The sequence below is a fragment of the Candidatus Aquicultor sp. genome, assembly GCF_054640775.1.
Genome location: NZ_JBTSLF010000069.1, coordinates 1 through 13,976 on the forward strand (window position 1 = coordinate 1; position 13,976 = coordinate 13,976).

At 53.6% G+C, this 13,976-nt stretch carries 11 protein-coding genes; 10 read left to right on the top strand and 1 reads right to left on the bottom strand.

Going from position 1 to position 13,976, the window contains the following annotated elements; genetic code table 11:
• The first annotated feature begins 52 nt into the window (after positions 1-52).
• From ACYC56_RS07300 to nuoB, 8 genes are all read left to right on the top strand, one after another.
• Positions 53-1,288, top strand: a complete 1,236-nt coding sequence (locus ACYC56_RS07300) for a hypothetical protein (protein ID WP_461373522.1) — start codon at positions 53-55, stop codon at positions 1,286-1,288.
• 156 nt (positions 1,289-1,444) lie between these two features.
• Complete coding sequence (locus tag ACYC56_RS07305) at positions 1,445-1,768, top strand: ArsR/SmtB family transcription factor (protein WP_461373523.1); 324 nt, start codon at positions 1,445-1,447, stop codon at positions 1,766-1,768.
• Between the two features lie 43 nt (positions 1,769-1,811).
• Positions 1,812-3,836, top strand: a complete 2,025-nt coding sequence (hyfB, locus tag ACYC56_RS07310) for a hydrogenase 4 subunit B (RefSeq protein ID WP_461373524.1) — start codon at positions 1,812-1,814, stop codon at positions 3,834-3,836.
• A gap of 1 nt (position 3,837) precedes the next feature.
• Positions 3,838-4,788, top strand: a complete 951-nt coding sequence (locus ACYC56_RS07315) for a respiratory chain complex I subunit 1 family protein (RefSeq protein ID WP_461373525.1) — start codon at positions 3,838-3,840, stop codon at positions 4,786-4,788.
• Positions 4,789-5,448: a hypothetical protein gene (locus ACYC56_RS07320; protein ID WP_461373526.1), complete on the top strand. Its 660-nt coding sequence runs from the start codon at positions 4,789-4,791 to the stop codon at positions 5,446-5,448.
• Between the two features lie 2 nt (positions 5,449-5,450).
• Positions 5,451-6,911 (top strand): hydrogenase 4 subunit F, encoded by a 1,461-nt coding sequence (locus tag ACYC56_RS07325; RefSeq protein ID WP_461373527.1) that lies wholly within the window; start codon positions 5,451-5,453, stop codon positions 6,909-6,911.
• 2 nt (positions 6,912-6,913) lie between these two features.
• The gene (locus ACYC56_RS07330) at positions 6,914-8,497 is read left to right on the top strand and encodes a hydrogenase large subunit (RefSeq protein WP_461373528.1); all 1,584 of its coding nucleotides are present in this window, start codon (positions 6,914-6,916) and stop codon (positions 8,495-8,497) included.
• Positions 8,498-8,506: 9 nt separating this feature from the next.
• Positions 8,507-9,304 carry an NADH-quinone oxidoreductase subunit NuoB gene (nuoB, locus tag ACYC56_RS07335; protein ID WP_461373529.1) on the top strand — a complete coding sequence of 266 codons (798 nt, stop codon included), beginning with the start codon at positions 8,507-8,509 and terminating at the stop codon, positions 9,302-9,304.
• 36 nt (positions 9,305-9,340) lie between these two features.
• On the opposite strand, the gene ACYC56_RS07340 is transcribed toward nuoB, so the two are convergent.
• Positions 9,341-10,309: a cation diffusion facilitator family transporter gene (locus ACYC56_RS07340; protein WP_461373530.1), complete on the bottom strand. Its 969-nt coding sequence runs from the start codon at positions 10,307-10,309 to the stop codon at positions 9,341-9,343.
• Between the two features lie 79 nt (positions 10,310-10,388).
• Here ACYC56_RS07340 and ACYC56_RS07345 point away from each other — a divergent pair, with 79 nt between their 5' ends.
• Together ACYC56_RS07345 and ACYC56_RS07350 are read left to right on the top strand one after the other, a co-directional pair.
• Positions 10,389-12,704, top strand: a complete 2,316-nt coding sequence (locus ACYC56_RS07345; protein ID WP_461373531.1) for a DEAD/DEAH box helicase — start codon at positions 10,389-10,391, stop codon at positions 12,702-12,704.
• A gap of 102 nt (positions 12,705-12,806) precedes the next feature.
• Complete coding sequence (locus tag ACYC56_RS07350; RefSeq protein ID WP_461373532.1) at positions 12,807-13,805, top strand: NADH:flavin oxidoreductase; 999 nt, start codon at positions 12,807-12,809, stop codon at positions 13,803-13,805.
• The last annotated feature ends 171 nt before the right edge of the window (positions 13,806-13,976 follow it).

Here is a 13,976-nt window from a genome sequence, read left to right on the forward strand (position 1 = left end):
ATAGTACATTATTATGGTAAAGATGATCCAGTGTAGCAGGAGGCACACCGTTATGTACAAGCGGCTCTATCCTAGTGTTCTTCTAACTGCACCTATCATTGGCTTGCTCTTACTTTCTCTGCCCGCTTGCCAGAAGGTTCCCACCAAGACATCTAAGGGGTCTCTCTTTGCAGAAAACGTTTTATTTTTTGAAGACGGCAAGCTCTTTGTAAATGATGTTAAAAGTGCAAGAACACGTGAATTATGTGCCGTAAAATATCCGCATGCGACCATCGGCTTTGCCAAGTACTTCGTTGCGGCGAATACCGTTATCTACGAGATCAATAAAATAGGCGCCCCAAGGCCTGCCCCGGAACTTCGCGCATATTCGCTCGAATCGAACCAAAATACGCCTGTCGATACGGATGTTCAGGTTGTCGCCTCTGATGATAAGGGGCTGGTTTTATACACTAAGATGTCCGGCGTCGACCAGGGTAAATTGTGGCGTTACGATATCCGCAGCGGCAAGCGGCCTACGGATAGTACAAATACTGCGACCGGTATCCTCAATAAAAACAGTACCGAACTGTTTCACCACAGTTTTGTCCCGCCAACCGAACCGATTCCAAAACCGCAAGCACTTTATATCACTAACATAGCTTCGGGCAAGCAAGAGATGGTAGTAGTTGAGCAACCAGGTAAAGATGTTTTTCCTTTGAGGATCACAGCAACTGCTGCTGTGTATATTAAAACCCAGGGCGAAAACGGTCTGAGTGATATTTATAGGTTCGACCGGGCTACAAAAAAGCATCGGTTGCTAGCCGATAACGTGTGGTGTTATAGTAATGAACCGGGCACTGATAATATAGTCGCTGTAAGAGCTACGGATACTGCCTTCAAGTCAATGCAGGTTATCGAGATATCGCCTGATGCTACCTTGCCAAGCGTTCTCTATGATCGAAAGCTGCCAAACCCTAGTATTGGATATCATGCCTTTCTAGCGCCGGCGAGCCGGGCTATTCTTTCGATGAACGAGCCAAACAAGCTCAACCTCTACAACTATAAAACGCAGAAATCTTATTCACTTGTAGCAAGCAACGAGACGGTGACCGGCATCCAACTAAGCCCAGATCAGAAGAGCCTTATTGTTATGATAAACACGATGAAGAAACCATCTACCGATCCATATGAGGGGCTCTACAGGATCGACTTAACTACGGGTAAGCGCTCGCTTATCCATGGAGTGTCGCTAACGAAGAGAGCGATTAGCCAGCCGCAGATACTCGATGTGTTTGCAGCATCGCGGTAGCAAAGCCATTTCTGTTATACCGAGCACTTTTCCCTGACGCACGCATGCTGTGCACACTGCATCAATAATCCTGCCACTTACCTTGTCTATGGCAAAGCTGTGTCTTGCTTACCATATTAGAATATGCTAATATTCATAGATGCTAAGGAGGACGTTATGACGCTTAATCAACCTATTTACGACTTTAAGGCTGGTTTTTTTAAGGCGTTGGCCCATCCCTCGAGGATACGAATACTTGAGCTGCTTCGGGATGGGGAGAAGAGCGTAAATGAACTCCAGCCTGCCCTAGGGCTCGAGCCCTCGAATATATCGCAGCAACTGGCGGTTTTGCGGTCGGCGGATATCGTCGTGGGTCGCAAGCAAGGAGCGAACGTTTTTTATACTGCAAAAAGCCAGCTTATCTATGAGTTGCTCGATGCGGCAAAAGACCTCTTCAACGACAGTTTATCGCAGAAGATAGAGCTGCTTGAATCGCTATAACAGGTAAAGCTCAACGTTGTAAAACAAGGAGTATGGAACCGCATTGACTGAGGCGTTTTTTGTTGTTGTTTTAGTGGCATACCTCGTTGGAACAGCGCTGCCATTAGTGTTCTACAACAACAATCGCATCAATATTCCTATAGCGCACACATTTGCACTCATCGCATCCGGTGCTGGTATCATAGCTTCAGCGCTTGCGCTTTTTGGCACAAAGCCCGTTACGGTAACTATTTTTCCATCACCGATATTTGGCGCCACTTCTTTATCTCTCGATGGCCTTTCCGCCTTTTTCTTATTGACTATCTCTTTGGTGTCGCTTGCGGTATCCATTTATGCGACCCCTTATATGGCTAAAACCGCCGGCAAAAGAAGTGCCGCCGGGTTCGGAGCCTTGTATAACTTGTTCTTGTTATCGCTTGTCGCGGTGGTGACTGTCGATAACGCCTTTTATTTCATCGTCTTCTGGGAATTGATGACGCTGACGTCGTATTTCTTGGTCGTGTTCGATTACAAGAAGATCAAGACGGCACGGGCCGGATTCCAATACCTGGTCATGACGCACGTGGGCACGGCGTTTATCCTTTTCTCGCTCATCGCCTTATCGGTTCACGCCGGTGGCTTTAGTTTTGCCGCTTTTAAGGCGGCTCAGGCAAGCCTGCCGATGGGGTTAAAGAACGCCATATTTTTATCTGCGTTGCTCGGGTTCAGCACAAAGGCGGGTCTTGTGCCGCTTCATGTGTGGTTGCCGAGAGCCCATCCCGCCGCCCCAAGCCATGTATCGGCCCTGATGAGCGGTATTATGATTAAAACGGCTATCTACGGATTGATTCGTTTGCTCTTTGAGTTTCTTTCACCCGCACCCTGGTGGTGGGGCTTATTGATTCTTATTCTGGCCATGATATCGGCGGTGCTGGGCGTTATGTATGCCCTGATGGAGCATGATATCAAGAGGCTTCTTGCGTTTCACAGCGTCGAGAACGTGGGCATCATCATGATGGGCGTGGGTCTGGCAGTACTGTTCTCATCGTTCGGTTTTATACCGGCAGCGCTTTTAAGCCTGACCGCTGCGCTCTTTCACCTGATAAACCATGCGATTTTTAAGGCGTTGCTTTTCCTGGGCGCCGGTTCGATCCACTACTCGACCGGCACGAAAAACATCGAGGAATTGGGCGGGCTTATCAAGCGGATGCCGGCTACGGCAGCGCTTTTTTTAATCGGTTCCCTTGCGATATCAGCGATACCTCCGTTTAATGGCTTTGCGAGTGAGTGGTTGACGTTTCAATCCATTCTTCAAGCTTATCGTATCGGCGACATCCCGCTGCAGCTTATCGTCCTTTTAGCGGTGCCCGCTTTGGCGCTCACCGGCGGGTTGGCGGCGACGTGTTTCGTTAAGGCGTTTGGTATCACATTTCTTTCGCTCCCAAGAAGCGAGCGGGCGGCGGACGCGAAAGAGGTCCCGGCCCCGATGCTCATCGGGATGGCCATCCTCGGCCTGCTGTGCATCGCTTTAGGCGTTGGGTCTACCGCTTTCATAACTATTCCGTGGCACGTTGCCACATCGTTTTTTGACGGGGCGACCAAGATGCCGGCATTTTCTCCTCTCATCTTACAGTTACCCAATAGCCAGGGGCATGCATCGATGTCGCTGCTGCTCATTGCCGCCCTCCTGGTCGTTGTCAGCCTTGCGGCTGTCTTGCTAACCAGATTACGGGGGAGGCGCTCGGTTACTACCGGGCCGACCTGGGATTGCGGCATACCTGAAGGTACCCCGAGAATGCAATACAGCGCGACTGCTTTTACCAGGCCGCTTAAGATAGTCTTTAGCGCCATCTACCAACCACGGTGGCATGTCGAGGTCGAGAGCGAAGCCTCCCCATATTTTCCGCTGTCTATTTCGTACGAGTCTTCGCTCTACCCGGTGTTCGAACGCCAACTCTACCGCCGCTTTATCAATACCCTGGTGCGGGCGGCGCGGCGGGCGAGGATGATCCAGGCCGGAAACATCAATCTGTATCTGGCGTATATATTTGCGACCCTTGTGATTCTTCTGGTTTTGGTGTGGAGATAAAATGGAACTTTTAGCGCGGAACATAGCTATCGGGATAGGACAAGCGCTCTTCGTGCTTGTCTCGGCGCCGCTTTTTATGAGCTTGATGAAGAAAGTAAAAGCTCATTTCCAGTGCCGGTTCGGCCCGGGGTTGCTGCAGGGTTATTATGATATCTGGAAACTTTTAAAAAAGGACGCCGTGATTTCTGAGCACGCATCGTGGGTATTTTCAATTACCCCGTACGCCGTCTTTTCTGCCACGTTTATCGCCGCCGTAATCGTTCCGTCATTTGTTATAGCGCTTCCAAGCAGTGGGATCGGTGATGCGATAATCGTCATGTACCTGCTCGGGTTGGCGCGGTTTTTCACGGCGATCGCGGGCTTAGATACGGGCAGTTCGTTCGGCGGGATGGGGAGCAGCCGCGAGATGATGATCTCATCGCTTGCAGAGCCGGTAACGATGACCGGGCTTTTCGTCCTTGCCGCCGCCGCCGGCTCGACCGACTTTGGCGGCATCGTCACAAAATCCCTCATGACGGGACATTTACAGCCGGCTTATCTCTTACTATTCCTGGCATTCCTGATTATAGCGGTGGCGGAGACGGGCAGGGTACCGGTCGATAACCCGGCTACCCATCTTGAACTCACGATGGTACATGAAGCGATGATACTCGACTACACCGGCCGCCATCTTGCGCTTATAGAATGGGCGGGGGCGCTGAAGCTCACCCTTCTTCTGACGATTATCGCCAATGTGTTCTTTCCCTGGGGTATCGCCGAATCGATGACCTGGCCGGCGGTTATTATCGGGATGTTCGCTATAACTGCAAAGGTAGGCCTATTGGCAATCGGCATCGCCTCTATGGAGTCCATGATCGCAAAGCTAAGGCTTTTTAGGGTACCGGAACTTATCGGGGGGGCTTTTGCCCTGGCAATGCTCGCCTTAATAATAAGAACTACGGGGATGGGATAGATGATGGAGTATTTGGCCGGGTCGCAAATCTTAAACCTGCTAGGGGTTGCCCTCCTGGGCTTGACGCTCATAATGCTAAGCCTGCGCAGTTTTAAACGTAGTCTCAACGCGTATGCGGTGCATTCGCTCATCTTGGCAATCGTGACCGCGATTACCGGCTTTAATGTGGCCAATGTGCACGTGTATGTCGCGGCGGTCGCAACTATCATCATCAAGGTCATCATAATACCGTTTATTATGATAAGGCTGGTCAGCACCATGAGGGTACGACAGGAGATGCGACTTTTAGTGAATGCTCCCACCTCGTTTATCATTGCGATTGGATTGATGATGCTCGCCTCGCATATGGCCCGCTCGATAATGCCCGGACAGGGCCCGTTTGGGACAATGCTTACGGTCGGTGTCGCCGTGTCCATGATCGGGATGCTCTTGCTCGTTCTCCGCAAAGATGCGGTGATGCAGGTCATAGGCCTTCTCACCATGGAGAACGGTTTGTTTCTGGTAGGCCTTATCTTAACGGAGGGCATGCCGTTTTTCGTAGAGATCGGCATATTTTTCGATATTCTTCTTACCAGTCTTTTGCTGTGGGTCTACTTGCGGCGCATGCATCTTGAGCTGAAATCAACGAACACCATGCACTTAAATCAACTTAGGGGTTGAGAATGTATCTGGCTATTGCTTTATTATCGATACCGTTTATATCTGCTGTGCTCTGTATAAGCATCCGGCGAGCTGCGATTGTCGAGAAGATCGCCACCACGGGTTCCATTCTGACGCTGGCGCTGGGCATCGCGGTCGCTTGGGATGTATCGACCGGCGGTAGCATCCGCGGGTCTGGCGGGTATCTCTCGATCGACAACCTCAGCATGCTTATGATACTGCTGATAACGTCGATCGGCGCCGGCGCGATTCTCTTTTCGCTGAGCTATATTAAAGAAGAAGTCGAGCGCGGGCATTTTACCGAAGACCGTGTCCGGTGGTACTACGGCTTTTTAAATTTCTTTGTGCTTGCGATGTTGCTCTCGGTGGTTACCGATAACCTCGGGATGTTCTGGGTCGCCATGGAACTTACTACGCTGACCTCGGCATTGATGGTTTCATTCTATCGAACGCGGGCTTCGCTGGAGGCCGCATGGAAATACGTGATTTTATGCTCGGCCGGTATCGGGTTTGCGCTACTTGGGACCATTTTTACCTATTACTCGTCAACAGGTGCAACCGGTGGGACACTAAATTGGTCGGTCCTGATGCATCAGGCGTCTCATCTTAACCCGGTCACGATGCGTCTTGCCTTTATCTTTATCCTGGTGGGGTATGGCACGAAGGCCGGGTTGGTGCCCATGCATACATGGTTGCCGGATGCGCATAGCCTGGCGCCGACACCGGTGAGCGGCCTGTTGTCGGGTGTGCTTTTGAGTTGTGCGATGTACGGTATTATCCGCTACGATGCCATTACCGTAAATGCTGTCGGCAACGCCTATCCCGGGACGTTACTAATCACCTTCGGCCTGATCAGTATCCTGACCGCGGCGTTATTTATGCTGGTGCAAAAGGATTATAAGCGCCTGCTTGCATATTCAAGCATCGAGCACATGGGCATCATCGTGTTCGCGCTCGGACTTGGGAGTAAACTTGCTCTCTACGGCGCTATCTTTCATCTAATAAATCATGCGATAAGCAAATCGACGCTCTTTTTTATCGCCGGCCGCATCAACCACATCTTCCGCTCGAAGCAAATAGGGCGGGTGCGCGGCATTATAGGGGCCTCTCCGGTGACGGGCGCATTTTTTATCGCAGGGATTTTAGCGATCGCGGGCTCACCGCCGTTTGGCCTTTTTGCCAGCGAGTTTATGATCCTTAGCGGCGGTTTTACCGCGGGAAAGACAATGGTAAGCCTTGTTGCGCTCTTCTCGATCGTAATGGCGTTTGCCGGCCTGGCATATTACCTTAGCCGGATATCATTCGGGCCGCGTACGAACAGGCCGATCTCACACCCCCGATTCCGTCTGCCCGTGGCGATCTTTGCGGTGGGCCTTAGCTCGATGGCGCTGGTCGGCCTCTATATTCCGGCCTGGCTCCACAATCTGCTAGAAGCAATCGCTCATTCCCTGGGAGGCGCTTAAAGTTGGCGACGACCATGCAGATACGAAGCATTAAAGACATAGTGCATGTGATGGGTGATGAAGCCTTAGGCGAATCATCAGGGGAAGTGCTTATAGATATCGAGCTTTCGCTTCTGCCTACCTTGACGCTGGATATTGTGGGCGAGTTGCACGGGGCGCTGCAATTCATATTCGCTGTAGATGAGCGGTCGCAAAAAAAAGGTTTCTCACTGCACCACATTTTCACTATCCCATCAAGGCGCTGCCTCTTGCATGTAAGAAGCGTGATCCCGGCAGATGCCCCAGAGTTCCCATCGCTTGCACTGCAGCTCCCGGCTATGAACTGGCACGAGCGAAAGATCGCCGATATGCTCGGTCTCACACCTATCGGACATCCTGACCCCAGGCGCCTGGTGCTCCATGAGGACTGGCCTCAGGGGGTCTATCCGTGGCGAAACGATTTCGATAGCAAGCAAAAGGTACCCCGCGTAAAGGGCACGTATGAGTTTCACAGGATAGAAGGCGAGGGGGTCTTTGAGATTCCCGTCGGTCCGGTACACGCGGGCATCATCGAGCCGGGGCATTTTCGGTTCAGCTCGGTAGGAGAGAAGATCCTTTACCTGGAACTTCGCTTGTTCTATACGCATCGCGGCATAGAGCGATTCATGCGGGGCAAGTCTCTTCTCGAAGGGACGCTCGCCGCAGAGCGCATTTCCGGCGATGAGACGGTTGCAAACTCGGCCGCCTACAGCCAGGCGATCGAGCGCATCTTTAAAGTGGCGATACCCGAGCGCGCGAAACGATTGCGGGCGGTGTTTTTGGAGCTTGAGCGTATACATTGTCACCTTGCCGATATTGGCGGCGCCGCAACGGACATCGCTTTTTCGGTTGGCGCCGCAAAAGCCGCTATATTGCGTGAAAAAGTGATGGGCCTTTGCGAACTGATATCCGGCAGCCGGTTCTTGCGGGGGATGATAGCGCCGGGAGGCCTTCGCAGGAATGTCGACGATGAGGTAATCCAGCGCGTATCGAGCTTTGTAGATGTTGCGTTGTGTGATATAAGGGAGCTTGAAGCGACTACGTTTAGTCGGAGTTCGGTGATCGACCGGTTCGTAAAAACGGGTGTGTTGAGTACCGAGCATGCGCTCAATCTCGCGGTTGTCGGCCCGGTTGCCCGGGCAAGCGGCATTGCCGTCGATGCAAGAATCGATTACCCCTACGGCTTTTATGCGACGCACCCACTCGATATCGCGACCCGGTTTGACGGGGACGTAGCCGCCCGGGTCAGGTTGAAGTTTGACGAAGTGCGGCAGTCTCTCGGTATTATCGAAGCCGCCCTCGGCGACATTAAGAACGGCGCTGTGTGTAACGACGATTTTGCGGCGGCTTCTGGCGGCCAGGCGCTGGGTTGGGTAGAAGCCCCCCGGGGCATGACCCTGTGCTGGGTCGAGGTCGATGACGAGGCAAAAATCACCAATTGCCGCTGGAGAACGCCATCGTTTAACAACTGGCCGGCCTTGCCGTATGCGCTTCACGGCAATATCGTGCCCGATTTTCCGCTCGTTAATAAGAGCTTTAATCTATCATATGCCGGAAACGATCTTTAGGAGGATGGTGTGCGAAGGGTAAGCTGCAAGCGTATATGCAGGCCGAAGGTAACAATAAAAAATATCGACCGGCAATCGTTTTCTGACTCGGGCACCTGGATGCCCGTGCTGGCCGGCCGGAGCTGTTCGGGTTGCTCGGCGTGCGTTAAGATATGCCCGACGGGCGCGATTACGTTGAGAAACGACCGACATTTAGTGTTCAGATATGATGCCTGCATAGCATGCCGGGCTTGTGTGGATGTGTGTACGCCCGGCGCCCTGGTCATGAGACCGGTGATTGACGGCGCCACCTCGAAAGCCGCGCTCACACACGCGTTCTCCCTTAAAGGGATCTCGCCCGATGTATCGGAAACACCACAGACCAAGAACACTACAATCCCTGATAAGATCAAGATATTCGCCAGGTCGATGCATGTACGAGAAGTCGATTGCGGCAGCTGCAACGCCTGCGAGCTCGAGATCGCCGCTCTAAATAACCCGGTGTACGATGCTGAGCGCTTCGGTATTCACATCGTCGCCTCACCGCGTCACGCCGACGTTTTATTCGTAACCGGTCCGGTTACCAGGCAGATGGAACTCGCGCTCAGAAAGACCGACGCCGCCACACCGACGCCCAAGCTGATTGCCGCCGTGGGCACGTGTGCCTGCTCCGGCGGGTTATTTGGAAATACCCCGGTTACCGGCACGGGGGTGGATGAGTTTATCGGCGTCGACCTTTATATCCCCGGATGCCCCCCGAGCCCGAGGGCACTTATAAGCAGTATCCTGGCCTTAAGGAGCGGCGCTATCGCCGGAGGCATTAGATAGCCTTCTGTTCATGTAAGGATCTTAATGCGGCAGGGCTCACCCTACTTTAAGCTTATACGCTGGGCCGACGTGCACATCGGCGGTCGCCCCGGTTATGCTCTCGCTGATTCGCTTTTCGACTTCACTCGCTATGGTATGAGATTGCTCGACCGTCAAATCCTTATCGACCAGGATATGAAGTGTTACCACTTTTTTTACCCCATAATCATGAACATATATTGCGTGCACGCCCTTTACCCCCTCAACAGAGCGTGCGATCAAGCGGATGAGTTCGACCGTATCCTCGTTCGGCGCTTTGCCAAGCAGAAACCCGATTGCGTCTTTTGCGATGCCGTATGCGGCGTAAAGGATAAAACCCACGACGACGAGCCCGGCGATTGCGTCAAAGCTGTTGAACCCGAGCGCTACCGCACCGAGGCCTATGAGGACGGCGATAGCAGAGAGACTGTCTACGCGCTGGTTGAGCGAATCGGCGACGAGAACGCGGGCTTCGATCCTGCGGCCGAGGTCGATCGCTACCCGCGCCATGAATTCTTTGGCGAGGACCGTAAAGACGAGGATGGTGATGGCATATACGTTTACCGAGACCGGCCTCGGGCTCATCAATCGCTCGATAGAACCTACCGCCAGATTGTAGCTGACCAGGACCCGGATGGTTGCGGTCACCAGTGTGGCGATCGCCTCGAAGCGGCCGTGACCGTAGGGGTGCTCGGGGTCGGGCGGCTGCTTGGCGACGCGAAAGCCGATGATGACGATGAGCGAGCCGAAGATATCCGAAAGGCTATGGAAGGCCTCGGCGATGAGGGCGATACTTCCGATGATGAGCCCGATGATAAGCTTGCCGGAAAAGAGCACGATTTCGATCAACGTGCCCAGGATTCCCTCGATATAGCCGTAGGAGGCACGCACATCGTTGTCATCGATATTCGTGTAATTCGGAACGAGCCGTCTGAGCAGGACTGTATTAAATTTGCTTATAAGTGAGCCATCGCGCGGTTCTCTCATGCTGCGCCCCTGTCTCAATGCGATCATGCTTATACCTCTATTATGACCATAAGCCAGCGGTTTAACTCTTCAAATATTTTTGTTTGGGCCTCATAATAGTGGCATGGATGAGATAGCCGGCTTTTTAGGACACATCAGAAGAAAACAGGAATACGGCGGACAAATCGTGCACGAGCGCGTGTTGCCGGCAAAGACAGCTGCGTTTGCGACCCCTGAAGGCGGCCTCCCCGACGGCGTGAAAGAGCGACTTGCCCGCATCGGGGTCGATGGGCTTTTTACCCATCAGGCCAAGGCGCTTGACCTGGTGCGCGACAGCAAGAACGTTCTTGTTGTAAGCGGCACTGCAAGCGGGAAGAGCATGTGCTATAACCTGCCGGTTCTTGAGGAGATGCTCGGGAACAAAAAAGCGCGCGCCCTCTATTTGTTCCCCACGAAGGCCCTGGCCCAGGATCAGTTGCGCGCTATCAAAGAACTTGATTTTCCGGGGATGGTAGACACCTACGATGGAGATACCCCGCGCGACGAGCGGGCCGCAATCCGCAGAAACGCCTCGCTCATCTTAAGTAACCCGGATATGCTTCACTACAGCATCCTGCCGTTTCACAAGCAATGGGCGAGCTTTTTGCTCAACTTGAAATATATCATCGTCGACGAGATACACGTGCTGCGCGGTGTGTTCGGCTCTAACGTAGCCCAGGTGATCAGGCGTTTGAGGCGCCTGTGCCATCATTACGGCAGCCATCCCCAGTTCATCATGGCCTCGGCGACGATCGCCAATCCCCAGGAGCTTGCCGAGCGCCTGACCGGTTTGGATGTCGATGTCGTGACAGAAGACGGTGCGCCGCTCGGTCAGAAGACGTGGGTCTTCTGGAACCCTCCGGTCATCGACGAGACCTCGGGAAAGAGAAAAAGCATCACCTGGGAGACGACGTGGCTTCTGGGCGAGCTTTCAAAAGAGCACTTTAGAACGATTGCTTTTAGCAAGTCGCGCAAGCTTGCCGAGCTGGTATTAAATTACGAGCGCCGCTACCTGGACGACCGACCCGATATCGCCAAGCGAATCGCCTCATATCGCGCAGGATACCTGCCGGGGCAGCGACGCCTTATCGAGGAGCGCCTTTTTTCGGGCGAGTTATTGGGGGTTTCGACCACCAATGCGCTCGAGCTCGGCATCGATGTCGGGGCGCTGGATGCCTGCATTATGAACGGCTTTCCCGGGACGATCTCCTCGACCTGGCAACAGGCGGGGCGCGCCGGCAGGACTATCGGCGAGTCGCTGGCGGTGTTGGTGGCGGGCGGTGACCCGCTCGACCAGTACTATATCAATCACCCCGAATATTTCTTCGGGCGTAACTTTGAAGAGGCCATTATCGATCTCGATAACCGGAAGATCTTGGGACGGCACCTTCGCTGTGCGGCCTATGAGATCCCGCTCACCCCGGCCGACCGTACCTATTTCGGCGATGGATTTGAGGTGGCGGTGCATGCGCTTCTGGCATCCGGCGAGTTCAAAGAGCGAAAGGGGCGCTGGTTCTTGGGCGCACCCGGTTTTCCGGCGCAGGATATAAACATTCGCTCGGCATCGCAAGCGACGTATGCGATCGTCGAGGAATCCACCGGAGCGTTGCTGGGTACGACAGAGGCAACACGGGCGTTTTTCGAGATCTATCCCGGCGCGGTGTATCTGCACCAGGGCGAGCCGTATGTGGTGCGCCTGCTCGACACAAACGAGCATGTCGCCCTCGTTGAACGGGGGAGCGACGAGTACTACACGGAGCCCCGTGAAGAGACCGACGTCCGGGTTATCGCCGAGGCCGAGACGCGCAGGCTTGGCGCGACCGAGCTGAGCTTCGGCCAGGTCGAAGTCACCAACTACATCACCGCATATCAGAGAAAATCCCTGGACGGCAAAGTCATCGGGATGGAAGAGCTCGATCTGCCCCCGGTGCGGTTTGAAACCGAGGCGCTCTGGTTTACCGTCTCCGATGAGCTCATCGATACACTCGGGCTCGATGAGCTTGCGCTCGCCGGCGGAATCCACGCCGCTGAGCATGCGGCCATCGCCATGCTGCCCATGTTTGCGATGTGCGACCGCTGGGACATCGGCGGCGTCTCGACCCCCTACCACCCCCACACCGGCCAGGCGACCATTTTCATCTATGACGGCTTCGAGGGCGGCATCGGTATCGCCCAGCGCGGGTTTTGGATCGCCGAAGAGCACTTGAAGACCGCACTCGAAATCATCCAAAAGTGCCCCTGCCAGGACGGCTGCCCATCGTGTATCCAATCCCCGAAATGCGGTAACTGGAACGAGCCGCTTAATAAGAAGGCGGCGATTGGAATCTTGCGAGAAATCTTGAAAAAGAAAAAGAGCCGAAATAAGAGGCAGTGCTAGCGACATCGCAGAATTCAATTTCAAGGACCCGCTTGACTTTTGCTTGTCCGGCTAGGATAATAAAATCGACCGACCGGTCAGTATATTATCAAGGAATCTTATATGTCCATTCTTTTTACACCCATGAGAATCGGGGAACTTCAGATTAAGAATCGGTTTGTCCACTCCGCAACGCACGAGGGCATGACCACGGAAAGCGGTGAGGTGACCGATAAGCTGATTCGAAGGTACCAAACCCTGGCCAGGGGAGAGGTCGGCTTGATCATACCGGGTTTTCTCTATGTCCATCCCTCGGGGAGAACGTTTACCAGCCAGGCGGGAATCCATAGCGATGACTTGATTCCCGGGCTTAGGCGGTTGGTGGAAGCCGTTCATCAAGAGGGCGGTAAAATAGCTTTTCAACTGGTCCATGCCGGGAGGCAGACGACCAAAAGTATTATCGGGCGGACCCCTATGGGACCCTCCGCTGGGGGGCGAGACCCCGTCAATCTGGTCAAGCCAAGGGAAATGACCGAAGAGGATATCCAAGAGACGATAGCGGCCTTCGGCAGCGCGGCCGGGCGGGCCGTCGAAGCCGGCGTCGATGCGATTCAATTCCATGCGCATGGCGGCTACCTGTTAAATCAATTCTTGTCCCCGTTCTTTAACCGCCGAACAGATAAGTGGGGTGGCTCTGATGAAAACCGCTTCCGTTTTTTAAAAGAGGTGTTCTTAGAAGTGAAAAAAGCCGTACCCGCGGAACTACCCATCCTGATAAAGCTTGGCACTAACGACCATACGCCACAGCCGGGGATAACCCCAACGCTGGCAGTTGTGTATGCCCGCTGGCTGGCAGAGCTGGGGGTCGACGGGGTGGAGGTAAGCTGCGGTACGATGTCGTACTCGTTCATGAATGTCTTACAGGGTGAAGTCCCGATCGAAGAGCTCGCCATGGGTTTTCCCAGATGGAAAAGGCCATTCGTAAGGCAAATGGGAAAACGCTTAGCAGGCAACTACGACCTTCAGGAAGGGTTTAATCTTGAAGCCGCGAAGATGATCAAGCCGGTCCTCGGAGATATCCCCCTCTTCATCGTCGGCGGAATGCGCCGTGCCGCCCCTTGATCAGGGAACCCTCTCTGGTAAAGAAGATCAAAGAAGGCACAACCGAATCCGCGACTTGCGTTTCGTGTAATAAATGTTTAGCGGCTCTTCTTAATGACTTACCAGTTGCCTGTTACGTCAATGGGTTTCCTAAAAAAGAGAGCTAACCATAATAACAATATCTTAGCGAAC

Excerpts from the sequence above, each read along its gene's own strand:
- ACYC56_RS07300 (WP_461373522.1), top strand. The coding sequence starts at position 53 with ATGTACAAGCGGCTCTATCCTAGTGTTCTTCTAACTGCACCTATCATT.
- ACYC56_RS07305 (WP_461373523.1), top strand. The coding sequence starts at position 1,445 with ATGACGCTTAATCAACCTATTTACGACTTTAAGGCTGGTTTTTTTAAG.
- ACYC56_RS07315 (WP_461373525.1), top strand. The coding sequence starts at position 3,838 with ATGGAACTTTTAGCGCGGAACATAGCTATCGGGATAGGACAAGCGCTC.
- ACYC56_RS07320 (WP_461373526.1), top strand. The coding sequence starts at position 4,789 with ATGATGGAGTATTTGGCCGGGTCGCAAATCTTAAACCTGCTAGGGGTT.
- ACYC56_RS07325 (WP_461373527.1), top strand. The coding sequence starts at position 5,451 with ATGTATCTGGCTATTGCTTTATTATCGATACCGTTTATATCTGCTGTG.
- ACYC56_RS07340 (WP_461373530.1), bottom strand. The coding sequence starts at position 10,309 with ATGAGAGAACCGCGCGATGGCTCACTTATAAGCAAATTTAATACAGTC.
- ACYC56_RS07350 (WP_461373532.1), top strand. The coding sequence starts at position 12,807 with ATGTCCATTCTTTTTACACCCATGAGAATCGGGGAACTTCAGATTAAG.